The sequence below is a fragment of the Microbacterium sp. NPDC058345 genome (genome assembly GCF_042723855.1).
Classification (GTDB): domain Bacteria; phylum Actinomycetota; class Actinomycetes; order Actinomycetales; family Microbacteriaceae; genus Microbacterium.
The window spans coordinates 513789-537998 of sequence record NZ_JBHXIG010000003.1; the positions used below are offsets into that span (position 1 = coordinate 513789).

At 70.7% G+C, this 24210-nt stretch carries 20 protein-coding genes; 10 read left to right on the top strand and 10 right to left on the bottom strand.

Annotated elements, in window-relative coordinates:
* Window positions 1-3 precede the first annotated feature (3 nt).
* Window positions 4-2283: a catalase/peroxidase HPI gene (gene katG / locus ACFWH5_RS14085; protein WP_378835622.1), complete on the top strand. Its 2280-nt coding sequence runs from the start codon at window positions 4-6 to the stop codon at window positions 2281-2283.
* A 707-nt stretch (window positions 2284-2990) separates the two neighbouring features.
* On the opposite strand, the gene ACFWH5_RS14090 is transcribed toward katG, so the two are convergent.
* From ACFWH5_RS14090 to ACFWH5_RS14110, 5 genes are read right to left on the bottom strand one after another with little or no spacing between them, the layout of a single operon-like run.
* Window positions 2991-4298, bottom strand: coding sequence for a DUF58 domain-containing protein (locus tag ACFWH5_RS14090; protein ID WP_378835625.1), 1308 nt, complete (start codon window positions 4296-4298; stop codon window positions 2991-2993).
* Complete coding sequence (locus tag ACFWH5_RS14095) at window positions 4299-5222, bottom strand: AAA family ATPase (RefSeq protein WP_378835813.1); 924 nt, start codon at window positions 5220-5222, stop codon at window positions 4299-4301.
* A gap of 53 nt (window positions 5223-5275) precedes the next feature.
* Complete coding sequence (locus ACFWH5_RS14100; protein ID WP_378835628.1) at window positions 5276-6490, bottom strand: DUF4350 domain-containing protein; 1215 nt, start codon at window positions 6488-6490, stop codon at window positions 5276-5278.
* On the bottom strand, window positions 6487-7131 hold the full coding sequence (locus ACFWH5_RS14105; RefSeq protein WP_378835631.1) for a DUF4129 domain-containing protein: 645 nt from the start codon (window positions 7129-7131) through the stop codon (window positions 6487-6489). The genes ACFWH5_RS14100 and ACFWH5_RS14105 overlap by 4 nt, the downstream gene beginning before the upstream one ends.
* Window positions 7132-7136: 5 nt before the next feature.
* Window positions 7137-8618, bottom strand: a complete 1482-nt coding sequence (locus ACFWH5_RS14110) for a hypothetical protein (RefSeq protein WP_378835633.1) — start codon at window positions 8616-8618, stop codon at window positions 7137-7139.
* A 164-nt stretch (window positions 8619-8782) separates the two neighbouring features.
* Here ACFWH5_RS14110 and mtrA point away from each other — a divergent pair, with 164 nt between their 5' ends.
* The 5 genes from mtrA to hpf all read left to right on the top strand — a co-directional run bounded on the left by mtrA (window position 8783) and on the right by hpf (window position 14361).
* Window positions 8783-9469, top strand: a complete 687-nt coding sequence (mtrA, locus tag ACFWH5_RS14115) for an MtrAB system response regulator MtrA (RefSeq protein WP_378835635.1) — start codon at window positions 8783-8785, stop codon at window positions 9467-9469.
* Entirely contained in the window at window positions 9466-11133 is a 1668-nt protein-coding gene (gene mtrB / locus ACFWH5_RS14120) for an MtrAB system histidine kinase MtrB (RefSeq protein WP_378835638.1), read from the top strand. Before mtrA ends, mtrB begins: the two co-directional genes overlap by 4 nt.
* A complete protein-coding gene (locus ACFWH5_RS14125) occupies window positions 11130-12833 on the top strand; it encodes an LpqB family beta-propeller domain-containing protein (protein ID WP_378835641.1) in 1704 nt (567 codons plus the stop codon). The genes mtrB and ACFWH5_RS14125 overlap by 4 nt, the downstream gene beginning before the upstream one ends.
* Window positions 12834-12932: 99 nt before the next feature.
* The gene (locus ACFWH5_RS14130) at window positions 12933-13619 is read left to right on the top strand and encodes a ComF family protein (protein ID WP_378835643.1); all 687 of its coding nucleotides are present in this window, start codon (window positions 12933-12935) and stop codon (window positions 13617-13619) included.
* Between the two features lie 82 nt (window positions 13620-13701).
* Window positions 13702-14361 (top strand): ribosome hibernation-promoting factor, HPF/YfiA family, encoded by a 660-nt coding sequence (hpf, locus tag ACFWH5_RS14135; protein ID WP_378835646.1) that lies wholly within the window; start codon window positions 13702-13704, stop codon window positions 14359-14361.
* Between the two features lie 117 nt (window positions 14362-14478).
* On the opposite strand, the gene ACFWH5_RS14140 is transcribed toward hpf, so the two are convergent.
* Together ACFWH5_RS14140 and ACFWH5_RS14145 are read right to left on the bottom strand one after the other, a co-directional pair.
* Complete coding sequence (locus tag ACFWH5_RS14140) at window positions 14479-15813, bottom strand: hypothetical protein (RefSeq protein ID WP_378835649.1); 1335 nt, start codon at window positions 15811-15813, stop codon at window positions 14479-14481.
* Between the two features lie 107 nt (window positions 15814-15920).
* Window positions 15921-16532 (bottom strand): PadR family transcriptional regulator, encoded by a 612-nt coding sequence (locus tag ACFWH5_RS14145; RefSeq protein ID WP_378835651.1) that lies wholly within the window; start codon window positions 16530-16532, stop codon window positions 15921-15923.
* A gap of 273 nt (window positions 16533-16805) precedes the next feature.
* On the opposite strand from ACFWH5_RS14145, the gene secA reads away from it, so the two are divergent.
* A complete protein-coding gene (gene secA, locus ACFWH5_RS14150; protein WP_378835654.1) occupies window positions 16806-19580 on the top strand; it encodes a preprotein translocase subunit SecA in 2775 nt (924 codons plus the stop codon).
* 83 nt (window positions 19581-19663) lie between these two features.
* Complete coding sequence (locus tag ACFWH5_RS14155; RefSeq protein WP_378835657.1) at window positions 19664-20887, top strand: pyridoxal phosphate-dependent aminotransferase; 1224 nt, start codon at window positions 19664-19666, stop codon at window positions 20885-20887.
* Here the strand turns inward: ACFWH5_RS14155 and ACFWH5_RS14160 are convergent.
* Together ACFWH5_RS14160 and ACFWH5_RS14165 are read right to left on the bottom strand one after the other, a co-directional pair.
* Window positions 20835-22040: a CpaE family protein gene (locus tag ACFWH5_RS14160; protein WP_378835659.1), complete on the bottom strand. Its 1206-nt coding sequence runs from the start codon at window positions 22038-22040 to the stop codon at window positions 20835-20837. The genes ACFWH5_RS14155 and ACFWH5_RS14160 overlap by 53 nt on opposite strands.
* Entirely contained in the window at window positions 22037-22651 is a 615-nt protein-coding gene (locus ACFWH5_RS14165) for an SAF domain-containing protein (RefSeq protein ID WP_378835661.1), read from the bottom strand. Before ACFWH5_RS14165 ends, ACFWH5_RS14160 begins: the two co-directional genes overlap by 4 nt.
* A gap of 97 nt (window positions 22652-22748) precedes the next feature.
* On the opposite strand from ACFWH5_RS14165, the gene ACFWH5_RS14170 reads away from it, so the two are divergent.
* Window positions 22749-23027 (top strand): helix-turn-helix domain-containing protein, encoded by a 279-nt coding sequence (locus ACFWH5_RS14170; RefSeq protein ID WP_378835662.1) that lies wholly within the window; start codon window positions 22749-22751, stop codon window positions 23025-23027.
* 25 nt (window positions 23028-23052) lie between these two features.
* Here the strand turns inward: ACFWH5_RS14170 and ACFWH5_RS14175 are convergent, their stop codons facing one another.
* On the bottom strand, window positions 23053-23652 hold the full coding sequence (locus ACFWH5_RS14175) for a hypothetical protein (protein ID WP_378835664.1): 600 nt from the start codon (window positions 23650-23652) through the stop codon (window positions 23053-23055).
* A 165-nt stretch (window positions 23653-23817) separates the two neighbouring features.
* On the opposite strand from ACFWH5_RS14175, the gene ACFWH5_RS14180 reads away from it, so the two are divergent.
* Window positions 23818-24201 carry an Rv3235 family protein gene (locus ACFWH5_RS14180; RefSeq protein ID WP_378835816.1) on the top strand — a complete coding sequence of 128 codons (384 nt, stop codon included), beginning with the start codon at window positions 23818-23820 and terminating at the stop codon, window positions 24199-24201.
* Window positions 24202-24210 lie beyond the last annotated feature (9 nt).

The following is a 24210-nucleotide window of genomic DNA, read 5'->3' on the forward strand; positions in this document are numbered from 1 at the left end:
ACCATGACCGACGTTCGTGAAGACGTGCCCGGCATCGGCGACAACGCCGCCGACATCGACCAGACCAAGACTGTCAGCGAGGAGCCCATCGAGCCGGGCGACGCCGGCGCCTGCCCGGTCATCCACGGCCAGCCGCACCCCACCATGGGTTCTGCCAACCGCGTCTGGTGGCCCGAGCAGCTGAACATCAAGATCCTCGCGAAGAACGGCGAGCAGCGGAACCCGCTCGACCCGGGCTTCGACTACAAGGCCGCCTTCGAGGCGCTCGACCTCGACCAGGTCAAGCAGGACATCGTCGAGGTGCTCACCACCTCGCAGGACTGGTGGCCCGCGGACTTCGGCCACTACGGCCCGCTCATGATCCGCATGGCCTGGCACAGCGCCGGCACCTACCGCGTGACCGACGGTCGCGGCGGCGGTGGCACCGGGCAGCAGCGCTTCGCGCCCCTGAACAGCTGGCCGGACAACGTGAACCTCGACAAGGCGCGTCGCATCCTGTGGCCGGTCAAGAAGAAGTACGGCCAGTCGCTGAGCTGGGGCGACCTGATGATCCTCGCCGGCAACGTCGCACTGGAGTCGATGGGATTCAAGACCTTCGGTTTCGCCGGCGGACGCGTGGACGCCTGGGAGCCGGACGACGACGTGTACTGGGGCCCGGAGACCACCTGGATGGGCGACGAGCGCTACTCCGGTGACCGAGAGCTCGAGAAGCCGCTCGCGGCCGTGCAGATGGGTCTCATCTACGTCAACCCCGAGGGGCCGAACGGCAACCCCGACCCGCTCGCATCCGCTCGCGACATCCGCGAGACGTTCGCACGCATGGCGATGAACGACGAGGAGACGGTCGCCCTGATCGCGGGTGGACACACCTTCGGCAAGACCCACGGCGCGGCATCCGACTCGAACCTCGAGGACAACCCCGAGGCCGCGGGCCTCGAGATGCAGGGCCTGGGCTGGAAGAACAACCACGCCTCCGGCAAGGGCGACGACCAGATCACCTCCGGTCTCGAGGTCACCTGGACGTACCACCCCACCCGCTGGGACAACGAGTTCTTCCACATCCTGTACGCCTACGAGTGGGAGCTCTTCCAGAGCCCGGCCGGGGCCAACCAGTGGCGCCCGGTGAACGGCGGCGGTGAGGACATGGTGCCGCTCGCCCACTCGAACGGCCGGCGTGAGCCTCGTATGCTCACCTCCGATCTCGCGCTGCGCTTCGACCCGGAGTACGGCAAGGTCTCGAAGCGGTTCAAGGAGGACCCCGAGGCGTTCGCCGACGCGTTCGCCCGCGCGTGGTTCAAGCTGACCCACCGCGACATGGGCCCGCGCAGCCGCTACGTCGGCGCCGAGGTCCCCGCCGAGGAGCTCGTCTGGCAGGACGTCGTGCCCGCCGTCGATCACGCCCTCATCGGCGCGGAGGATGCCGCGGCGCTCAAGCAGCGCGTCCTGGAGTCCGGTCTCAGCGTCTCCGATCTGGTGGCGTTCACCTGGGCCGCTGCATCCTCGTTCCGCGGCAGCGACAAGCGCGGCGGCGTGAACGGCGGTCGCATCCGTCTCGCTCCGCAGAAGGACTGGGAGGCGAACAACCCGGTGCGCGTCGCCCGCGTCACCGAGGTGCTGGAGAGCATCCAGGCGGAGTTCAACGCCGCCCGCACCGACGACGTGCGCGTGTCGTTCGCCGACCTGGTCGTGCTCGCCGGCAACGCGGCGGTCGAGAAGGCGGCGAAGGATGCCGGCGTCGACGTGGAGGTCGTCTTCCACCCCGGGCGCACCGACGCCACGCAGGAGCAGACCGACGTCGAGTCGTTCGCGTTCCTCGAGCCGCAGGCCGACGGGTTCCGCAACTACGTGTCCCGGTCGTCGGCGGCGATCCCGGCCGAGCACCTGCTGCTCGACAAGGCGAACCTGCTGACGCTGACCGCTCCCGAGATGACCGTGCTCGTCGGCGGGCTGCGCGCCCTCGGCGCCAACTGGGACGGCTCGGAGTACGGCGTGTTCACCGACCGCCCCGGCGTGCTCACGAACGACGTGTTCGTCAACCTGCTGGAGCTCGGCACCACCTGGAAGCCGCTGGACCCGGGTTCGCACGCCTTCGAGGGCCGCAGGGACGGCTCCGACGAGGTGGTCGGCCGCGGCACCCGCGTGGACCTGCTGTTCGGCTCGAACTCGGAGCTTCGTACCCTCGCCGAGGTCTACGCCTCGGACGACGCGACGGAGAAGTTCGTGCGCGACTTCGCCGCCGCGTGGGGCAAGGTCACCGAGCTGGACCGGTTCGACCTGCGCTGATCCCGCATCCGACGACGGCCCTCACCTTCGGGTGGGGGCCGTCGCCGTATCCGCTGCCGGGTGGTGCCGCGCATCGGGCGCTTCGGGTGGCGCATATGGTCGCTTCCCGCGGGCGGATGCGGCGTGTTGCGGCACCTGAACGGCAGGCGCGCGCGGGCGCGAGGAGGCGCGTGCGCCGGATGCGGGTGCTGCGCGGGCGGGCGGGAGGAGTGAGCCCGGGCATCACGGGTAGGGGAGCTTCGGATGGCGCGTTTGGTCGCTTCCCGCGGGGCGGATGCGGCGTGTTGCGCCACCTGAACGGCAGGAGCGCGCGGGCGCGAGGAGTGAGCCCCGCGGACGTCACGGGTGGGGAGCTTCGGGTGGCGCGTTTGGTCGCTTCCCGCGGGGCGGATGCGGCGTGTTGCGCCACCTGAACGGCAGGCGCGCGCGGGTGGGAGGAGTGCCCCCGGGACATCTTGGGTTGGGGAGCTTCGGGTGGCGCGTATGGTCGCCTCCCGCGGGGAGGATGCGGCGTGTTGCGCCACCTGAACGGCAGGCGCGCGCGGGCGCGAGGAGTGAGCCCCGCTGCACATCACGGTCCAGGGAGCTTAAGGTGGCGCGTTTGGTCGCTTCCCGCGGGGCGGATGCGGCGTGTCGCGCCACCTGAGCGGCAGGGACACGTGGGGGTGTGGGGGGCGTGCGCCCGGATACGGATGCGGCGGGCGCGGCTACAGGCGACCGGCGGCCTTCAACTCGAGGTAGCGGTCGGCGATGCGGGGCGGCAGCTGCTCCGGATCCGCGGCGATCGCCTCGCCGCCCGCGCGCCGCACGGCATCCGCGATGACCTCCGCGTCGCGCAGGGTGCGCTCGGCCGCCGCGGCGAGATACACGTCCCGTCGCGAATCGCGCCGCCTGGCCAGCTCGGCGATCCCGTCGTCGGTGACCGAGCCGACCAGCACCGTCGTCGCCCGGCCGGCGTCGGGGAACGCGCCCAGGAACGAGCGCGCCGATTCCGCGGAGTCCTGCGCGGTCAGCACCACGATCAGCGACGGTCGGGTGGTGACCGTGCGGATCGCGGCGAACGCGCTCGCCCAGTCGGTGTCCACCAGCCTCGCGTGCACGGGAGCCATCGCATCCGTCAGGGCGGGAAGCAGGGCCGCCCCGTCGACGCCCGTCACGCGCGCCCTGGTGACCCGATCGTGCATGAGCAGATGCACGTGGTCGCCCGCCCTGGCCGCCAGCGCTGCCAGCAGCAGCGCGGCCTCGAGTGAGGCGTCCAGGCGCGTGCTGTCGCCCACCCGCGCTGCGGCGGTGCGGCCCGTGTCGATCAGGATCACCACATGCCGGTCGCGCTCGGGCCGCCATGTGCGCAGCATCGTGGTGCCGGCCCTGGCGGTCGCGCGCCAGTCGATCGAGCGCACGTCGTCGCCGCGCACATACTCGCGCAGCGAGTCGAACTCGGTGCCCTGCCCGCGCACCTGGATCGACGTGTTCCCGTCGAGCTCGCGCAACCGCGCCAGCCGAGAGGGAAGGTGCTTGCGCGAGGTGAACGCGGGCAGCACGCGCAGTGCGCCGCGCACGTCGTGCCTGGCCTGGCGCCCGGCGATGCCGAGCGGTCCGCGAGAGCGCAGTATGACCATGGTGCTCTCCAGCTCACCGCGGCGGCGGGGTACGAGCGGTATCTCCACTCGCCGGCGCTCACCCGCGGGAACGTGGATGCGCTCGCGGCGCTCCGGTGCACCCGCGGTGGGCTGCCATGCATCGCGCAGCAGACCACGCAGCGTGCGCGTCCCGCTGTTGCGCACGGCGACGCTCGCGACCACCCGCTCGCCAAGTCGCGCTCGCGCAGGCACCCTGCGCGTGATCACCGCGGCTCGCGGATCCGCCGCGAGAGCGACGTCGACGCCGGCCAGCGCTGCGCACAGCAGCACCCAGCAGCCCACCACCGGCCACGCGGGCACCCCGGCGGCGCTCAGCAGCACGACCGGCACGACGCCCAGCGCCAACAGCGACGCCAGCAGAGCGGAGACGTACATTCAGATCGGCACCCGGGTCTGCTGCACCACCGACTGCAGAACGGCATCTGCCGACACGCCCTCCATCTGCGCGTCGGGGCGCAGCTGCAGACGGTGCCGCCACACGGGCATGAGCATCGTCTGCACGTGATCGGGGGTGACAGCGCTGGAGGAGTTCAGCCACGCCCACGCCTTCGCGGCACCCAGCAGCGCCGTGGAGGCGCGCGGGCTCGCCCCCAGCTCGACCGACGGCGACTGCCGTGTCGCCCTGGCCAGATCGACGACGTAGCCGAGCACATCGTCGGTAACCTGCACGCGGGAGGCCGCATCCTGTGCGGCGCGGATCTCCTCCGCGCTGACCACGGCCGAGACGCCGCTGAGCAGACGCGGCGAGAAGCCCTCGGCGTGCAGGCGCAGCACCGACACCTCGGCGTCGCGCTCGGGCATGCTCACGACGAGCTTCATCATGAACCGGTCCAGCTGCGCCTCGGGCAGCGTGTAGGTGCCCTCGTGCTCGACCGGGTTCTGGGTCGCGGCGACCAGGAACGGATCGGGCAGCGGACGGCTCGTGCCGTCGGCCGAGACCTGGCGCTCCTCCATGGCCTCCAGCAGCGCCGCCTGGGTCTTCGGGGGTGTGCGGTTGATCTCGTCGGCGAGCAGGATGTGGGTGAACACCGGGCCAGGACGGAACTCGAACTCACCGGTGCGCGCGTCGTACACCAGCGAACCGGTCACGTCGCCGGGCATCAGGTCGGGGGTGAACTGCACGCGCTTGGTGTCCAGGCCGATCGCGCGTGCGAAGCTGCGCACGACCAGCGTCTTCGCGACACCGGGCACGCCCTCGAGCAGCACGTGCCCGCGCGCCAGCAGGGCCACCAGAAGGCCCGTGACGGTGCCGGCCTGACCGATCACGGCCTTGTCGACCTCGGTGCGCACCCGGTGCATCGCCTGGCGCAGCGCCGTGTCGTCGATCGTGGTGGAGGGGAGGCTCTCGTCGGTCACGGGAGGATCCTTTCGGTGTGGACGGCGTTCTCGACGGCCGTCTCGAGCTCGGCGAGCTTGCGCCCGAGGTCGATCAGGTCGTGGTCGGATGCCGGCGGGGGCCCGCCGAGCAGGTCGTGCAGTGAGCCGCGCGGCACGCGCAGCCGGTCGGATGCCGCGTCGGCGACCTCCTGCGCGGAAGCGCGCGGACTCAAGGCGAGACGTCGGGAGAGTCGCCGCACCGTGCCCTCGCGGATGGCGGCGCCGGCGTGTGCGGCATCCGCGGCCTTGGCGGTGAGCCGCGCCCGGCCGTGCATCGTCTCGGAGGCACGCACGGTGACCGGCAGCGATTCCGCGACGAGGGGGCCGAATCGGCGCCCCCGCCACCAGACCGCCGCGAGCCCGGAGAGCAGCAGCAGCACGATCGCGGGCGTGACCCATTCCGGTGTCAGGCTGCCGAGCGTCTCGGGCTGCTCGCCGGTGATGTCGCTGTCGTCGAAGGACGGCACGTACCAGACGACGCGGTCTGTCTGCGCGAGCAGCGCGAGTCCGAGGGCGGCGTTGCCCTGGTCGGCGAGATCCTCGTTCGAGAACAGCCGCGCGCCCTCGACCAGGGTGAGGGTGCGCCCGCCTTCCGTGGAACGCAGCACCGCCGCGGCACCGGAGTCGTCTTCGAAGCAGGCGCTGACGCCCGCCGCGGGCGTGAACAGGCGCTCGGCGTCGATGGAACCGACGCGCGCGAACTCCGCGATCCCGCAATCAGGGCCGGCCGACGCGCCGGAGACCGCCGCATCCTCGCCGAGTCCGAGCAGGCGCAGCATTCGGGAGCTGCTGGTCAGCAGCACGACGCGATCGGCGCTGTCGATGAGATCGAGCGCCGCGTCGTCGGTGAGCGTATAGGGATCGGTCATGACCAGCGTGGTGCCGGCGCCGACGGATGCCGCCGCGGCGGTGCGACTGCGTGCGACCTGCACCTCCACGCCCCGCTCGCGCACCAGCTCAGCCAGCGCCCTGGCGCCGCCGGGGCTGGGACTCTCGGGATTCAGCGATCCGCTCAGGCTCGGTGCGGTCGCCACGAAGCGCATGGAGAGCACGGCGATGCCGAGCAGCAGAGCGATCACGAGCACCCAGCCCAGGATCCGTCCGCGTCGGCCGATCGGGCGCGGCGCCGCGGTCGATGCCGTCGCCGGGGCTGCAGCGTCGGACATCAGGGGAGCGGTCATCGCGGTCATGCCGGCACCGCCTCGGGCCGGTGCACCGGGTGCGCGGCGCGCAGCGCGTCATCCGTCCCGGCGAGCTCGCGGTACTCGCCCTCGGTCGCGGGTGAGCGCAGGTAGCGCACGGCGTCGAAGGCCGTCGCCGCGCTGTGCAGACGTTCGGCGAACGCGGGAAACGGCACGCTCGCCTCGCGGGCGATGCCCTGCGCCGTGGCTCCGGGAGCCGGGTCGATGAGGTCGCGCTCCAGCAGGTCGCGCGCCAGCGCACGAAAGCGCAGCACGACGGCGGCATCCCAGTCCGCATCCCTGGCGCGCCGCTCCGCCTCGGTCCGCAGCTGAGCGGAGGTGCGGTCGTCGCGCTCGCCGAGCAGCTCGCCGCGCCGGTGCACGGCACGCCCCGCACGTGGCCTTCCCCAGACCAGCAGTGCGACGATGAGGGCCGCGACCAGCACGATCACGATCAGCGTCACCGCGAACGGCGCGACGGCGCCCGAGCCGTCGGGGCGGAAGAGCCCGAGGAACCACTCCACGATGTCGGCGACGAGCTGGTCGAACCACGTCGGCTTGGCGGCCTGATAGTCCCGCTCGGCGAGTTCCTCCTCGGCCCAGCGTCGCGCCTCATCCCCGTCGGGCACGAAGACGTCGGCGAACCGCATCCCGATCATCGGTCTGCGCCGGGCGGCGCCCACGGGGGCGGGCCGGCGTCGTCCCCGGGAGCCTGCGTCTGCTCGGCGGACGGCGGACCGGCTTGCGTCTGCTCGGGGGACGGCGGACCGGCCGGGGGAGCAGGCTGCGGTGGCGTCGGCGGCGCATACGGGGGCGTGCCGTGCTCCCGCGGGGCCGGTGCGGGCGGATACCCGGGCTGCGCGGCGTATCCCGGGGTGGGCGGATATCCCGGCTGGGGCGGGTATCCCGGTGTCGGTGCGTGACCCGGCTGAGGGGCGTATCCCGGTGTCGGCGCGTAGCCCGGCCGGGGTGCCTGCCCTGGATAGGGATAGGGCGCCTGTGCGGGATACTGCTGCTGCGGGACATAGCCCGGCGGCGGCGGGGTCTGCGGGCGCGGCGGGGGAGTGCTCGAGACGGCGCGCAGCGGGTCGACCGCATACGGATCCTCGAGTTCACTGTCCGGCGTGCCCAGCGCGGTGCGCTCCACATGGCGGATCAGCGCCTGGTCGAGACCCTCGTACCGCATCCGGCTGTCGAGGTAGATGAGGGTGGCGCCGGTGCCCTGGACGACGAGCTGGATCGCGCCGACGGCGATCACCAGCGCCTGCGACAGCACGCTGATCGCGATCACGACGATCGTGCCCGCCGCGTCCTCGCCGCCGGTCGGGGCGAGGATACCGCCGATGACGCCGCCGATGATCGACCCGGGGATGCTCACCACCTGGATCGCGATCCCCATGATCGCGCCGATGAGGAACATGACGCCGAACGCGGGCCAGAAGCGCCCCCTGATCAGACGCCAGGAGCGCACCACCGCGGTGCGAAGGGTGGCGTGCTCGATGACGAGCACCGACGGCACCACCAGCATCTTGGTGAAGAGCCAGATGAAGAGAGGGATGCTGCCGAGCACGAGGAGCAGCCCGGTGCTGACGCCCACCGCGATGGCGGCGCCGGTGTCGAAGCCCAAAGCGGCGACGAGGCCGTAGACGATGCCGAACAGCAGGGCGATCCAGAGCAGCACGGCGACGCTCTGCAGCAGGGAGAACGCGAACAGACGCCAGAACGCGGGGCGCACCCGACCCCAGAGCATGCGCAGCGTCGCCCTGCGGGAAACGGCCGCGAACGACACGTCCGCCGCGACCAGCCCCTGCACCACGGCGGTGAACGCGACGCTCGCCAGGGCGAGCACCACGCCGGCGAGGATGCCGAGAGCGACCGACCCCGCGACGATCGGCCCGAAATCCGGCGAGCTCGGCGGCACCGTGGCGATCCGGGTCGCGATGAAGATCGCCACCAGCAGCATCACGCTCACCGTGATCAGCACGACGAGGAACTGCACCGTGACGGCGAAGCCGAACAGCACCTTCGGGTTGTGGCGAAGTGCGCTGAACGCTCGGCCCAGCAGCATCCCGAACGTCATCGGATGAAGAGGGATCGCCCCCTTCTTCGGTGCCGGGGTCCACGTCTGGCCGCTCATCCGCACTCCCTCCCGTGTGCCCTCCCATCGTGGCACATCGCGTGGAAGCATCCGCCTTTCGCGCCTCCTGAGCGGGAACGGGTTTCTCAAGTAGGCTGAAACGAGTTGCAGTCGCGCCGGGGAAGCCGACCGCATCGGGAGAGAAAGATGAGGCTGGGCCGACAATGACCTCACGCATCCTCGTCGTGGACGACGACACCGCGCTGGCGGAGATGATCGGCATCGTGCTGCGCACCGAGGGATTCGAGGTGCAGTTCTGCGCCGACGGCATGCGTGCCGTCGACGAGTGGCGCTCGTCCCGCGTCGACCTGGTGCTGCTCGATCTGATGCTGCCGGGCATGGACGGGATCGAGATCTGCACCCGCATCCGCGCGGAGTCGGGCGTCCCGATCATCATGCTCACCGCCCGCAGCGACACCGCCGACGTCGTGCGCGGTCTCGAGGTCGGCGCGGACGACTACATGGTCAAGCCGTTCAACCCGAAGGAGCTGGTCGCGCGGATCCGCACGCGCCTGCGCCCCACCCCGCAGGCCACCGCCGATGTGCTGCGCGTCGGCGACCTGACCATCGACGTCGACGCGCACGAGGTGCGCCGCGGGAGCACGCCGATCGCGCTCACGCCGCTGGAGTTCCAGCTGCTCGTCGCGCTGGCGTCCAGGCCGCAGCAGGTGTTCTCGCGCGAGATGCTGCTCGAGCAGGTGTGGGGCTACCACTACAAGGCCGACACCCGCCTCGTGAACGTGCACGTGCAGCGGCTGCGTGCGAAGGTCGAGCTCGACCCCGACAACCCGAAGATCGTGATGACGGTGCGGGGAGTCGGCTACCGCGCCGGGAGCGTCAGCCAGGGGTGATCGCGACGAGCGCGACACGCGTGACCACGTCGACCTGGCGCGATCCCGGGCGGTGGGCGGACACGATCGCCACCGTCTGGCGCCGTTCGATGCGCTTCCGCACCATCGCCGTGACGCTGCTGCTCACGTCGCTCGCGATCTTCATCACCTGCGTGACGATGGCCCTCGTCATCCGCAGTGATCTCTTCGAATCGCGCAAGGACGAGGCGCTGCAGAACGCCAGAGGCGCCGTCGCGCAGATCCAGAAGCGCCTGGACTCGAGCGAGGTCGGCGACGACCGCACCCGCATGGCGGCGCTGTGGCGCGAAGTGCAGGGCGAGCTGGGGCGGGCGGCATCGTCGTCGCGGTTCATCGTGCTGCTGTCCCGCATCGACGGCGACGGCTACGCACCGAACGGCTTCGTGAACAGGCTCACCGCCGATCAGCTGAGCGACGATCTGCAGACCAGGGTCAGGGAGGTGCCGGGCAGCCAGGCGTGGCAGTCCATCCCGCTGGAGGCGGCCGGCGGCGAGACGGCGGGCATCGTGGTCGGGCAGCAGCTGACGGTGCCGGATGCCGGGGTGTACGAGGTGTACATCGCCTACGACCTCGCGGATGCCGATGAGACGCTGACGTTCGTGCAGCGCACCCTCTGGCTGGCCGGCATCGCGCTGGTTACCATCGTCGCCGCCATCTCGTGGTTGGTGCTGAGAGCCGTGTCCGCGCCGATCATCGAGGCGGCCGACACGAGTTCGCGGCTCGCCGCGGGTGACCTCGAGGTGCGGCTGCCGGTGCACGGCGAAGACGAGCTCGCCGCGCTCGGGCGCTCGTTCAACGCCATGGCCGACAGCATCGAGCAGCAGATCAAGGAGCTCGCCGAGCTGTCGCTCGTGCAGCAGCGATTCGTGTCCGACGTGTCGCATGAGCTGCGCACCCCTCTGACCACCATCAGCCTCGCCGCCGAGATGATCAACGACCAGAAGCACGAGTTCGATCCGACCACCGCCCGCACGGCGGAGCTCCTGCACACTCAGGTGCGGCGGTTCGAGACGCTGCTGGCCGACCTGCTCGAGATCAGCCGCTATGACGCGGGTTCGGTGCAGCTCGAGATCGAGGCCACCAGCATGGCGCAGCTGGCCGAGGAGATCGTCGAGCAGATGGGTCCGCTCGCCGCCGCGCACGGCACCGAGCTGCGGCTGGTCGCGCCGGGAGGCTATTCTCCGGTCGACATGGACCCCAGGCGGGTGCGCCGGGTGCTGCGCAACCTGGTCGGCAACGCGATCGAGCACGGGGAGGGGCAGCCGATCGTGATCACCGTCGACAGCGACCAGCGCGCCGTGGCCGTCGGCGTGCGAGACTTCGGCCTCGGGATGCGCCCCGACGAGGCGGAACGGGTGTTCGACCGGTTCTGGCGGGCCGACCCCTCCCGGAGGCGCACGATCGGCGGCACCGGGCTGGGACTCTCGATCGCCCTCGGCGATGCGAAGCTGCACGGCGGATCTCTGGAGGTGTGGTCGGAGCTCGGCATCGGCACGAACTTCGTGCTCACCATCCCGCGTGGGGAGGACGGGCTCACGGGTCCCAGTCCGGTGCCGGTGCAGCCGCAGGAGTCGCTGGCCGATCTGGGCAGCGTCACGGAACCCATCGCGGTGCGACCGCCGGCATCAGGACGGGAGGACTCATGAGAACCCGACGAGTCGGAAGCCTGGTCCTGGCGGGCGCGCTGGCACTGCTGCTCGCGGGCTGCACGGGCCTGCCCACCTCCGGGCCCGTGAACGCCGGTCTGCCGATCGGCGAGGAGGAGGAGATTCCCGACCCCACCCCGATCGCGCAGGGGCCGTTGCCCGGAGCCGACCCGGTGGACATCGTCGGGGGATTCCTGGAGGCGTCGGTGACGCCCGCCGGCAACTGGGAGATCGCGCAGGAGTTCCTCACCGAGGACTTCGCGAACGACTGGAAGCCCGAGGTGTCGGTCGCGATCGACGAGTCCGTCTCGTCGAGACAGCTCGACGCCGATGTCGACCCCGAGGACGAGGCCGCCACCCGCGCCGTGGTGAACGTGCAGCTCGACCAGGTCGCCAGCGTCGACGCCGCCGGCGCCTACACCGAGACCGCAGGCACGTCGACGCGGACCTTCCGTCTCATGCGCCCCGAGGGCGGTGAATGGCGCATCGCCGACGCACCGGACGGGATCGTGCTCGACGCCGGCAGCCTGCAGCAGGTCTACCGCAGGTACAACCTGCAGTACTTCGATCAGAGCTGGACCCACCTCGTTCCGGACGTGCGCTGGTTCCCTCGGCGCCCGTCGATGGCGACGACGATCACCCGGGCGCTCATCGCCGGTGAGCCGAGCGAGTGGCTCGCCCCCGCCGTGCGCACGGCGTTCGCGGAGGAGATCGCGCTCGCCGGTGACGCCGTGCCCGTCGACGCGTCCCAGGTCGCGGCCGTGTCGCTGAACCGCGCCGCGCTCTCCGCCTCTCCGGTGGCGCTGGCCCGCATGCGCACCCAACTCGAGACGAGCCTCGCCGGGGTCGGGGTCAGCGAAGTTCGGTTCAGCGTCGACGGCACACCGCTCGAAGCGGACACGGTGTCGTTCGCGCAGCCGGTGATCGACGGCACGCTGGTGCTCGGCGAGGAGAGCTTCGGCGTGGCCGTCGGCGACGACCTGAAGCCCATCCCGGCCCTCACCGCACAGATCGCGAAGATCGAGAAGCCGATCGTCGCGGTCGACGTCGCGCTCGACGGCTCGCTGGCTGCCGTGCAGATGGCGGACCAGACCGTCTACGCCGTGCGCGACGGCACGACCGATCCGCTCGATGACAGAGCCGGCCTGATCAACCCGTCCGTCGACCCGTTCGGGTTCACATGGACCGTGCCTCGAGGACAGCCCTCCGCCGTCGCGGCGTGGGACGGGGAGGGCGGTCGACACCTCGTCGCCGAGGCCTGGCCGGAGGCGACCTCGATCAGTCATCTGCGTGTGTCGTCGGACGGCGCGCGCGTCGCCGCGATCGTCATGGCCGGCAGTCAGCGCTGGCTCGTCGTCGCGGCCGTCGTCCGCGGCGAGGGCGGTGTGCCGGAGCGGCTCGGCGAGGAGGTCCGCCAGATCATGAGGCTGACCGACCCGGCGCAGGGCCTCGCCTGGATGGGGACGGACACGGCGGTCGTCGTCTCCAACGCCAGCGATCCGGTGCTGATCACGCACGTCATCGGCGGTCCGGCGAACTTCTCCTCTGCCCCTGCCGGATCGAAGTCGCTATCCGGCGGCAAGAACAGCGCCTCCATCCGGGTGCTGAGCTCGGACGGCGTGGTCTACGCTCAGCGCGGTTCCTCCTGGCAGGAGGCCGTCGTCGGAGCGCTGGTGCTGGGCACTCGCGCCGGATACTGACCCGCATCCTCGCTCTGCACAGCGCCCGGATACGCGCGTTCTCTCCACAGGCGGGGGGTCGCAGCGCCACGCGCGCGTGGCGTGTTCCAGGCTCGGAGGATGAGCACGGCGATCGGTCAGGAGATGCTCGCGTTCCTCCTCGCGGCGAGCTGCCCCGGGTGCGATCTGCCCGGGACGATGATGTGCGGGAGCTGCCTCGCTCAGCTGTCGCCCGAACCCACGGTGCGGACGACCGCGGGCGGGCTCACGGTGCATGCCGCGTTACGCTACGAGGGCGCCGCCGCACGCTGCATCCGGCGGCTGAAGGAGGACGGGGCGACGCTGCTCGCGCGCCCGCTCGGGCGGGCGCTGCGCGGCGCCCTCGTGGAGGCGGCTCCCGGCGGCGCGCTGATCGTGCCCGTGCCGACGAGCAGGGCCGCCTTCCGCCGTCGGGGTTACCGCGTTCCTGATCTGCTCGTGCGTCGTGCGGGGTTCGACGCCATGCGGATGCTGCGCACGGCACGCCGCACGGGGGACCAGCGTGAGCTCGGACGAACGGGGCGAGCGAGGAACGCGGCGGGCAGCATGCGCGCTGTGCCGAACGCCGGCGCGCTGCTGTCTGCGGCCGCCGAGCGCGGGGTCGCGGTCGTGCTGGTCGACGACGTCGTGACGACCGGAGCGACGCTGGACGACGCGGCGCGCGCGCTGCGAGACGCCGGCGCGGGGGATGTTCTGGCGGTCACTCTCGCCGACACTCCCCGCCTTCACGACTCACGGCAGACACGCGGCCGATCGCTAGTGACATGAGCCTCTGCGGCGACTACGGTAGGGGTTCACAAGGCGACCACGGTCCGCCCTTGGCCGGGAGGACCGGGACAAGGAGGCAGTGATGGAAACGAGCATCGTCGGGGTCGGAGTGAGCATTTCCGATCGGTTCCGCACGGTTGTCGAGGAGAAGACAGCACGCATCCAGACGCTCGCGCCGAAGGCGCAGCGCCTTGAGATCAAAGTCACTCACCGCGCCTATCGCAACGGCCGCGTGCCCGATGAGACCGTCGAGCTCACGTTGCTCGGCAAGGGCCCCCTGGTGCGTGCGGAGGCGGTCGACGCCGACAAGTTCACGGCGCTGGATCTCGCTCTGGACAAGCTCGCCGAGCAGCTGCGTCGCGCGAAGGAGAAGAGGATCGACGGGCGTCACCACCCGCGCGGCGCCCATTTCGAGAAGGGCAGCGGCGCGCTCGAGGGAATCGACGTGCAGCCCGCGTCCGCCGATGTGCTGCATGCCGTCGCCACCGGGGCCATCCCGGTGCAGCGGGAGGAGGACGAGGCGTACTCTCCGGTCGTCATCCGCACGAAGAACTTCGACGCGGAGTGGATGACCGTCGAGGAGGCGGTCGACCGGATGGAGCTGGTCGGCCACGACTTCTTCCTCTTCGTCGACGCCCGCACCGACCACCCGAGCGTCGTCTACCGGCGCAAGGGATGGGACTACGGCGTCATCTCGCTGACCGCGCAGACCCCGCCGGACGAGCAGGCCCTGGCGTCCTGAGGTGACCGCAGAGGCGCCCTTCCCCTGGGGGAGGGCGCCTCTTCGCTGTCCGCACCCGTCAGCCGACGCACCGTCGACGGTGAGTGGCGACGTGCTCCGGCGCGGGCGCTCGACGCGCTAGTCGAAGATGCCGTCCAGGATGCTGCCGATCACGAGACCGCCGAGCACACCGCTGACGATGTCGCCGCCGCCTGCGCCTCGGCGTCCGCCGCCCCAGCCGCCGCCGCCCCAGCCGTCGCCGCCCCAGCCCTGATCCTGCGGTCTGCTGGAGTCGATGTCACGCTGGGCGAGCTGCAGAGCTTCGGCGGCCAGCTGCGCGACTCTCCGCGCCGCCGCCAGTGCCTGGTCCCGGGTCTCCTCGGCCGGCAGCAGGGTCGGCACGTCCACGCGCAGCCGCTCGGCCTCGGCGAGACGGGTGCGCGCATCGGCGCCGATCCAGCCGCGGTGCCCCGCGATGAGACCGCGTGCCACGCCGAGCTGCCGGTCGGCATCGTCGAGGGCGTGCTGCACCTGATCGAGGGAGGGGAGCGGATGCTGTGCGCGGTATTGCGCCTTGTCGATCGCGTCGTCGAGGGCGCTGTTCGCGGTGCGCAGCCGACTGAGCTCGGCGAACGGGTCGTTCGGGGATCCGGCCGGTGCGAGGGATCGCAGGGCGGCCTCCAGCTCGGCGGCTGCCGCGGTGACCTCGGCGGTCTGCGGCGCGTTGCGCGCCGCGATGATGTCGCCGCGCGAGTCGGCGACGACATCGGCCAGGGTGGACTCGGCGCGCAGCGCCTCGATCTCGAAGTCTTCGACCGTGTCGAGGATGGCACCGGCGCGGCGCACCGCTTCGGTGGCGGTCTCGAGGGCGAGGTTCGCCTCCTCGTTCTGCTTCGCCGCACGACGGCGCTCCGAGACGTCGGCGCCATGAGTGGCGAACGCGATGAGCTGGTCGGCTTCCTCGGCCGCTGAAGCGATGCGGTGCATCGCCGTCTCCGCGTAGCGCGAGGACAGCCGCTCGATCGTCGTGCGCGCCTGCGGGATGCGGGCGCCGAGCGCCTCAGCATCCGCGCGAACCTGGGCGATGATCTCGGGGGCGCGACGCACCTTGGCGACGGTCTCGGCCAGGGCGCCGGTCTTCTCGTCAAGCAGGCTCTCCGCCCACTCGCAGAGCTGCATGATGCGCGCGTTGCGCGTGCGCAGCTCCTCGACGGTGTCAGGGATCTCGTCGTGGTTCAGCTGGTGCAGCTGGAACGCCTCTCGCAGGTGCGTGCGCACCGCGTCGAGCGCGGCCTTCAGATCGGCGGTCAGCGACTCGCCGAGCTCCGCTTGGGCGAACGCGAGCTCATCCGAGGTGGTGCGGATGCGCTCGTCCGCGGCGACCAGCGCCTGCTCGGCACGTCGCGCCAGGTCCGCGTCCTGCGCCGCGAGCGCTTCGTCTTCACGTCTACGTCTGCCCCAGAATCCGGCCATACTCCGATCCTACGGTCGTCCGGCCGTCGGCCGCTGAGGATCCGATGCGCCTTCGGCGAACGATCAGCCGGTTTCGGCGACGAGCGGGTCGCGATGCGACGCGTCGTTCATCCTGCCGTGCCCGCGCTCGCCCTCTGCTTCGCCGGTCGTCCGCGCTTGGGACGTTCGGTCGACAGTTCGAGCGCCATCGCATGTTCGGGATGCAGGGCGAGCCGCTGCTCGGTGTGATCCAGCCAGCGCACCTCAGCCTCCGCAGTGAAGATCATCGAGTCGACGATCAGTGACCAGGCCAGCTCCTCCGGCCCATCCGGGTCGGCGCTCGCGTACTTCGTGCGCTGCAATGACTGCAGATGTGCGATGGAGGCGGTCCGCTGCGCCTGGATGACGGCCGCGACATCGACCCCTGGCAGGGTCGCGGCGACGGCGAGCTTGAGCGCGAGTTCGTCACGGGTTGCCTCACTACGCACGACGGGCGAGCGCAACCAGTCGGCGACCTCCGCAGAACCGGCCGCGGTGATCCGCCAGTACACGTGCCCGTGTTCGTCGATGTCATTCTTTTCGACCAGCCCATCGCGTTCCAGGCGCTCCAGAGTGTTGTAGATCTGGCCGACGTTCAGCGGCCAGGTCGAGCCCGTGCGGCGGTCGAACTCCGCGCGCAGCTGATAGCCGTAGCAGGGCCCCTGGTCGAGGATGGCGAGCAGACTCTGGCGAACGGACATGCGATCTCTTCTCTCGTTGGCGACGAGGACAGCCGCCGGTGGGCTGGGGGTCGACGCTTCGAAGCAGCCGACCCGTTTCCCGGTATTGGATTTCTGAGTAAATGCATACCGGGAAACGCTGCCGTGCGCAACCATCCGTCCGGCGTGTCCGTTCGCGCTCAGCGTCGCGGGCAGACGCAGGCGCGCAGCTTTCGCAGGTCACGGGCCGGTAACATGACACGGTATGCCCGGCGCGGAACACCGCCGGCACCCGAGAACCCAAGGGAGACATCCGTGGCGAATCCTCTCGAGAAGCTGCTGCGCGCCGGTGAAGGACGCATCCTGCGCCGGCTCAGGCAGGTCGTGAAGGCCGTGAACGCGCTGGAAGAGGACTTCGAGAAGCTCACCGACGACGAACTGCGCAACGAGACGGCTGAGCTGCGAGCCCGCTACGAGAAGGGCGAGACGCTCGACCAGCTCATGCCGGAGGCGTTCGCGGCCGTGCGCGAGGCGGCCCGCCGCACCTTGGGCATGCGCGCGTACGACGTGCAGATCATGGGCGGCGCGGCGCTGCACTTCGGCAACATCGCCGAAATGAAGACCGGTGAGGGCAAGACCCTCGTCGCCGTCTTCCCGTCGTACCTCAACGCCATCGCCGGCAAGGGCGTGCACATCATCACCGTGAACGACTTCCTGGCGAGCTACCAGTCCGAGCTCATGGGCCGCGTGCACCGCGCCCTCGGCATGGTCACCGGCACGATCGTCTCGGGTCAGACGCCGGAGGTGCGCCGGCAGCAGTACGCGGCCGACATCACCTACGGCACCAACAACGAGTTCGGCTTCGACTACCTGCGCGACAACATGGCCTGGCGCAAGGAGGACCTCGTCCAGCGCGAGCACTTCTACGCCATCGTCGACGAGGTCGACTCGATCCTCATCGACGAGGCCCGCACGCCGCTGATCATCTCCGGCCCGTCGTCGGGTGAGGCGAACCGGTGGTTCACCGAGTTCGCGAAGATCGCCCGCACACTCGAGGTCGGCGAGGACTACGAGGTCGACGAGAAGAAGCGCACCGTCGGTGTGCTCGAACCCGGCATCGAGAAGGTCGAGGACTACCTCGGCATCGACAACCTGTACGAGTCGGCGAACACGCCGCTGATCTCGTTCCTGAACAACTCGATCAAGGCGCTCGCCCTCTTCAAGCGCGACACCGACTACGTCGTGATGAACGACGAGGTGATGATCGTCGACGAGCACACGGGGCGCATCCTCGTCGGACGCCGGTACAACGAGGGCATCCACCAAGCCATCGAGGCGAAGGAGGGCGTGCCGGTCAAGGCCGAGAATCAGACGCTCGCCACCGTCACGCTGCAGAACTACTTCCGCCTGTACGAGAAGCTCGCCGGAATGACCGGCACCGCCGAGACCGAGGCGGCCGAGTTCATGTCGACCTACAGCCTCGGCGTGGTGCCGATCCCGACGAACAAGCCCATGATCCGCAAGGACCAGCCGGACCTCGTCTACAAGAACGAGCAGGCGAAGTTCGCCCAGGTCGTCGAGGACATCGCCGAGCGGCATGCCGACGGTCAGCCGGTGCTCGTCGGCACGGTCAGCGTCGAGAAGAGCGAGTACCTCTCGCGACTGCTCGCCAAGAAGGGCGTCAAGCACGAGGTGCTGAACGCGAAGAACCACGCGCGCGAGGCCGAGATCGTCGCCCGCGCCGGCAAGCTGGGCGCGGTCACGGTCGCCACGAACATGGCCGGTCGCGGAACGGACATCATGCTCGGCGGCAACGCCGAGTTCCTCGCCGTGCAGGAGCTCAAGTCGAAGGGCCTCGACCCCGAGGAGACGCCGGAGGAGTACGAGGCGGCCTGGGACGAGACCTACGAGGCGATGAAGCAGCAGGTCGCCGAGGAGGGCGAGCAGGTCGCCGCTGCCGGCGGACTCTACGTGCTCGGCACCGAGCGCCACGAGTCGCGCCGCATCGACAACCAGCTCCGCGGCCGCTCCGGCCGTCAGGGAGACCCGGGCGAGAGCCGCTTCTATCTGAGTCTCACCGACGACCTGATGCGACTGTTCCAGTCCGGGGCCGCCGAGGCGATCCTCGCCAGGACGAACTTCCCGGACGACGTGCCGATCGAGTCGGGCCTCGTCAGCCGCGCCATTCGCAGCGCCCAGGCGCAGGTCGAGGCGCGCAACGCGGAGATGCGCAAGAACGTGCTCAAGTACGACGACGTGCTCAACCGTCAGCGCGAGGCGATCTACGCGGACCGTCGGCACATGCTGCACGGCGACGACATCGCCGGCCGCGTTCGTCATTTCATCGAGGACGCGATCAGCGGCATCGTCGACGACCACACCGCGGAGGGTCACGCCGAGAGCTGGGACTTCGACGCGCTGTGGACCGAGCTGAAGACGCTCTACCCGGTCGGCGTCACGATCGACGAGGTGGTCTCGGAGGCGGGCGACCGCAAGGGCGGTGTCAGCGCCGAGGCACTCAAGCGCGAACTCCTCTCCGATGCGCTGATCGCCTACGAGAAGCGCGAGGAGACCCTCGGTGAGGCGGCCACCCGCGAGCTCGAACGGCGCGTGGTGCTGCAGGTGCTCGACCGTCGCTGGCGCGACCACCTCTACGAGATGGACTACCTCAAGGACGGCATCGGACTGCGCGCCATGGCGCAGCGCGACCCGCTGATCGAGTACCAGCGGGAGGGCTACTCGATGTTCCAGTCGATGATGGGGCAGATCAAGGAGGAGTCCGTCGGCTACCTCTACAACCTCGAGGTCGAGGTGCGCCGCGCGGGCGCCGACCAGACCGAGGTGGAGGCGAAGGGCCTGGTCGACGCGCAGCCGGAGCAGAAGCTGGAGTACTCCGCGCCCAACGATTCCGGTGACGTCGAAGTGCGCAACGAGCGCGGTCAGGTGCAGCAGGCGGCGACCACCCGGCTGCGGCAGGCGACCGAGAAGACCGAGCCCGCACGCGGCGCGTTCGGGCAGAAGACGGATGACGCGGAGCAGCCCGCCGGCAACCGCGAGCAGCGCCGCGCGCAGAACCGCAAGAAGAAGTGATCCGCTGAACGCCAGGAGCCGGTCCCGTCGGGGCCGGCTCCTGGCGTTCCGGCCGGTCCGCACGCGAACGGTATTGTGGGCGGATGACCCGCCGAACCCTGGACCAGTCCTCCAAGCTGAAGAACGTTCTCTACGAGATCCGGGGCAAGGCACTGGTCGAGGCGGCGCGGTTGGAAGCCGAGGGACACCAGATCCTCAAGCTCAACACCGGCAACCCTGCCACGTTCGGCTTCGAGGCCCCGCACCAGATCGTGCACGACATGCTCGCCGCGCTGCCGACGGCCCACGGCTACAGCGACAGCAAGGGCATCATCTCGGCTCGCCGTGCGGTGGTCAGCCGCTACGAGCAGACCGACGGCTTCCCCCGATTCGATCCCGACGACGTGTATCTCGGCAACGGCGTGTCCGAACTGATCACGATGGTCATGCAGGCACTGCTCGACGAGGGCGATGAGGTGCTGATCCCCGCGCCGGACTACCCGCTCTGGACCGCCATGACCTCGCTGGCCGGCGGAACCCCGGTGCACTACCTCTGCGACGAGCAGAACGACTGGCAGCCGGATCTGGAGGATATCCGCGCGAGGATCACGCCGCACACCAAGGCGCTCGTGATCATCAACCCCAACAACCCCACCGGGGCGGTGTACTCGCGTGAGGTCCTCGAGGGCCTCGTCAGCATCGCCCGCGAACACCAGCTGCTGCTGCTGTCGGATGAGATCTACGACCGTATCCTGTTCGACGGCGCCGAGCACATCCCGACCGCCACCCTCGCCCCCGACCTGCTCTGCCTGACCTTCAACGGTCTCTCCAAGACGTATCGGGTCGCCGGCTACCGCTCCGGCTGGCTCGTCATCACCGGGCCGAAGTCGCACGCCCGCGGATTCCTCGAGGGCATCACCCTGCTGGCGTCCACGCGTCTCTGCCCGAACGTGCCCGCTCAGCACGCCGTGCAGGCCGCGCTGTCGGGCGTGCAGACCATCGATGCGCTCGTCGCGCCGAGCGGGCGCCTGCACGAGCAGCGCGACATCGCGTGGCAGGGACTCGAGGCGATCCCCGGCGTCAGTTGCGTGCAGCCTCGGGGGGCTCTGTACGCCTTCCCCCGGCTCGATCCCGAGGTGCACGAGATCCGCGACGACGAGAAGCTGGTCTACGACCTGCTCGTGGCCGAGAAGATCCTGCTCGTCCAGGGCACCGGGTTCAACTGGGCGACGCCCGACCACCTGCGGGTCGTGACGCTGCCGGAGGCGCGGGTGCTCAGCGAAGCCGTCGAGCGGCTCGGGAACTTCCTCGCGAGCTATCGGCAGTGACCTCGGAGCGTGCGCCGAGGCCGGATGCCACCCGGCGCACCGCCGACACCAGATGCGAGCGGGGAGCGACGTCCGCGATGGGCCTGGCGTGCAGCGCGGCGGCATCAGCGCCGCGCTGATCGTACGGCAGGAACGCGATGTCCTCGATTCCCGCGAATCGCTCCAGCGTGCGCCGCACCTGTCCGCGCGCATCGATGCCGAGCGGCCCGGGTCGCACCCGGTTCGCCACGACGGTGAGCGGCGTGTCGCCGATCAGATGACGCAGCTCCGCGTGCCCGCGCAGGAACCGGCTCACGCCCAGTGGGTCGGCGGCGAGCACCCCGACGACCGCGTCGGCCTCCAGCAGGGCGGATGCCGTGGCCGCGTGCCGTGCGGGCGCACCGGGGTCCGACGGGTCGTCGTCCTCGTCGAAGTCGGCCGCCACATCGACGACCGTCTCATCCATCCAGTCGCGGCAGACCGCGAGCGTGCTGCGCAGGCGGCGGGCGGTGAGCTCCGGCCATCGGGACGGACGGTTGAGCCCGCCGAGCACCTCGATGGTGCCGGCGGAGGTCTCCACGGGACTCGCGAGCCGGGACAGCTCGGCCGGATCGAGGCTGCCCAGCTCGGCGCGACGGCACGCGGCCGCCAGGCCGGGCGACTCGTCACCGAGCCCGAGCTGCAGGCTGATCGAGGGCGCCACGCTGTCGGCGTCGACCAGAGCGGTGCGACGCCCTGCCCTGGCGAGTTCGACGGCGAGCTGTACGGCGACCGTGGAGCGACCGGGTGAGCCGTGCGGGCCCCATACGGTGATCACGCGAGAGTGACGCTCGGGTGCCGGATGCGGATCGGCGGCCGGCGCGGCCACGGCCTCGAGGATGCGCCAGGCCGGGGTGTCGGCGGCCAGGGCGTCGGGCAGACCGAAGCGGGCCGAGATCCTCGTGTCGCCGGCGCCGATGGGGATCAGGCGGGCACCGGCCCGGTCGCAGGCGCGGACCAGCTCCGCTGTGAGAGCGATGCGCGTGGGCTCGACCAGCACCGCCGAGACGCCGTCCAGCGATGTCTGCGCGAGGGTCGAAGGGTCGACGACCGTCACGTCCACGCCCTCGAGCTCGAGATCAGCGGCGAGCATGGCCGCTTCCGGTCCGGAGATCGCGACGACGACGGAGGTCACGACCCCGCCCCCGACGGGATCACCGAGATCGCCGATCCGCCACTGATCGCGGCGAGCACGTCCGCCACGTCGGCGCGGTCGATGACGAGCTCCACATCCGTGCTGCTCTGGCTCAGCATCCCCTCCGCTTCCGCCACCGTCGCGACCACGGCGTCGGCGACGAGCACACGCGGCTCGTCGAACGTGCGACCGTCCTCTCCCAGGGGCGCGTGCCAGAGCTCCACGGCGGTGCCGGCCTGCACGCCGGCCGGGATCGCGGTGCTCGTGACGACGACCGTGGTGGTGCGGACTCGCGACGCATCGCCGACAGCAGAAGCCGGCACGAGCTCGCCCTTCGTCAGGGTGCGCACGGCGATGGATCCCGGCTCCAGATCCTGCGGTGCGAGGTAACTGTCCGCCAGGGCGCCGAGCCCGACATCGACCACCTGGAAGTCGCCGGAATCGATCGCCTCGCCGGGTACGACGGTGCGCGTCGCCTGCAGCACCGGCGCCGTCTGCCGCGACGATGACACGAGCAGCCACACGCCCGCGACCGAGGCGATCACCAGCACGATGCCGATGAGGAAGCGGACGTCGCCGAGCACCGCACGGCGAGCACGAGAAGGCGTCATGCCCCCATCGTCACAGATCCGGCGATCGAGGCCGGAAAGTTATCCACAGGCGAGATTCTGCCGGGTTTCGGCGCCCGGGGCGGGGGAGAATGTCGGTATGCCCGACGCATCCGCTCCCGCTCCACGCTTCCTCGCGCCCGCGCAGGTGGCGGAGCTGCTCAGCATCGAGGTCGATGAGGTGATCGATCTGGTGCAGCAGGGGCGCCTGCGCGGTTCCCGCCTCGGCTCTCCGCCGCGGTGGCGGATCGAGGAGGCGAGCATCGCCGACTACCTCGCGGAGCAGTCCGAGGAGGCCAGGCGCATGGCGCTGTGGCGCCAGGCCAACGAGGCCAGCTTCCCCGAGGTGTGGGGCACCAGCCCGTACCGCGGCGCCTGAGACGCCTGCAGCGGCGCCGCCCACGTCAGGTGAGCAGATCCGCCGTGCCGCTCGCCAGCCGCACCCACAGCACCGCAGCGAACGGGATCATCCGGAACGCGCGCACATCACGCGCCCTGCGCGCCTCACCCGCGTCGTGCACGGCCAGGTCGAGATGGTCGGCCCCGGCGCGGTCGACCGTGCCGTGCATCGCCTCACCCGAGCGCAGACCGAGCTGCACGGGGATGCGACGACGGGCGAGGTCACGCAGGACGAACCCGAAGGTCATCCGCTCACGCAACGCCGGCGCGGAGGCGTGGTCGTCCAGGCTGGACAGCAGCATCCCGTGGTCCACCCCGACCGCCTGCACGGCGTCGAGCGGCACGATGCGCAGGCGTGGGTCGCCCTCGGCGCACACGCCAAGCCAGTCCGCGCCGAGCACCTGCGGCGTGGCCTTCCAGCGGTCTCCGGAGAGCAGTTCGAGCACCACGGGACCCGCTCCGTCCACGACCGAGCGCAACCGGTCGCGCAGCGAGAGCTTGGCGATGCGGAGCCGCTCGCTCTCGGCATCGAGTGCGGCGCGCTGCGCCTCCCACTCGGCCGCCAGCTGGCCTTCGAGGTCATCGAAGAGGTGCTCCCATTCCACGTGAACGACAGTAGGGGAACCGCTCCGCGCCCGTGCGGGTTATCCACAGATCGCGTTCTCCCCCTCCAGCGCCGGGCGGCACGTGTTGTACCCTCGGAGGACTTCGACAGTGCATGATTCGACGACGAACAGCCACGAACCGGGGGGATCGCGGGTATGACGACGATGATGAACGAGTACTTCGCTCCGCAGGTGACGCCCACGTCGCAGCTGCCCGATCCGGAACCGCTGCTGCGGCGGCTCACCCAGGGAGCCCTCGAGGTGCTGGCGGGCGTGCGCGAGGTCGAGCAGCTGGCCCGCTGGTTCAGTGAGGACGCGTTCCGCGCCCTCGTCACCCGCGCGAATCTCTCCGCGAGGGCACGCAGCGCGCGGGGAGTGGCGCCGGCCCGGCCCAGCTTCCAGATCCTCGCGATCCGCCAGGATGCTCCGGCCGACGGCGTCGTCGAGGCGGCGATCGTCGTGGCCGGCCCCGGTCGCACGCGTGCGGTCGCCATCCGGCTCGAAGGCCTCGACGGGCGTTGGCGGGCGAGCTCCCTCGCCATCCTCTGATCGTCTCGC

Excerpts from the sequence above, each read along its gene's own strand:
- katG (WP_378835622.1), top strand. The coding sequence starts at position 4 with ATGACCGACGTTCGTGAAGACGTGCCCGGCATCGGCGACAACGCCGCC.
- ACFWH5_RS14090 (WP_378835625.1), bottom strand. The coding sequence starts at position 4,298 with ATGTACGTCTCCGCTCTGCTGGCGTCGCTGTTGGCGCTGGGCGTCGTG.
- ACFWH5_RS14095 (WP_378835813.1), bottom strand. The coding sequence starts at position 5,222 with ATGCACCGGGTGCGCACCGAGGTCGACAAGGCCGTGATCGGTCAGGCC.
- ACFWH5_RS14100 (WP_378835628.1), bottom strand. The coding sequence starts at position 6,490 with ATGACCGCGATGACCGCTCCCCTGATGTCCGACGCTGCAGCCCCGGCG.
- ACFWH5_RS14105 (WP_378835631.1), bottom strand. The coding sequence starts at position 7,131 with ATGCGGTTCGCCGACGTCTTCGTGCCCGACGGGGATGAGGCGCGACGC.
- ACFWH5_RS14110 (WP_378835633.1), bottom strand. The coding sequence starts at position 8,618 with ATGAGCGGCCAGACGTGGACCCCGGCACCGAAGAAGGGGGCGATCCCT.
- mtrA (WP_378835635.1), top strand. The coding sequence starts at position 8,783 with ATGACCTCACGCATCCTCGTCGTGGACGACGACACCGCGCTGGCGGAG.
- ACFWH5_RS14125 (WP_378835641.1), top strand. The coding sequence starts at position 11,130 with ATGAGAACCCGACGAGTCGGAAGCCTGGTCCTGGCGGGCGCGCTGGCA.
- ACFWH5_RS14130 (WP_378835643.1), top strand. The coding sequence starts at position 12,933 with ATGAGCACGGCGATCGGTCAGGAGATGCTCGCGTTCCTCCTCGCGGCG.
- hpf (WP_378835646.1), top strand. The coding sequence starts at position 13,702 with ATGGAAACGAGCATCGTCGGGGTCGGAGTGAGCATTTCCGATCGGTTC.
- ACFWH5_RS14140 (WP_378835649.1), bottom strand. The coding sequence starts at position 15,813 with ATGGCCGGATTCTGGGGCAGACGTAGACGTGAAGACGAAGCGCTCGCG.
- ACFWH5_RS14145 (WP_378835651.1), bottom strand. The coding sequence starts at position 16,532 with ATGTCCGTTCGCCAGAGTCTGCTCGCCATCCTCGACCAGGGGCCCTGC.
- ACFWH5_RS14155 (WP_378835657.1), top strand. The coding sequence starts at position 19,664 with ATGACCCGCCGAACCCTGGACCAGTCCTCCAAGCTGAAGAACGTTCTC.
- ACFWH5_RS14165 (WP_378835661.1), bottom strand. The coding sequence starts at position 22,651 with ATGACGCCTTCTCGTGCTCGCCGTGCGGTGCTCGGCGACGTCCGCTTC.
- ACFWH5_RS14170 (WP_378835662.1), top strand. The coding sequence starts at position 22,749 with ATGCCCGACGCATCCGCTCCCGCTCCACGCTTCCTCGCGCCCGCGCAG.
- ACFWH5_RS14180 (WP_378835816.1), top strand. The coding sequence starts at position 23,818 with ATGATGAACGAGTACTTCGCTCCGCAGGTGACGCCCACGTCGCAGCTG.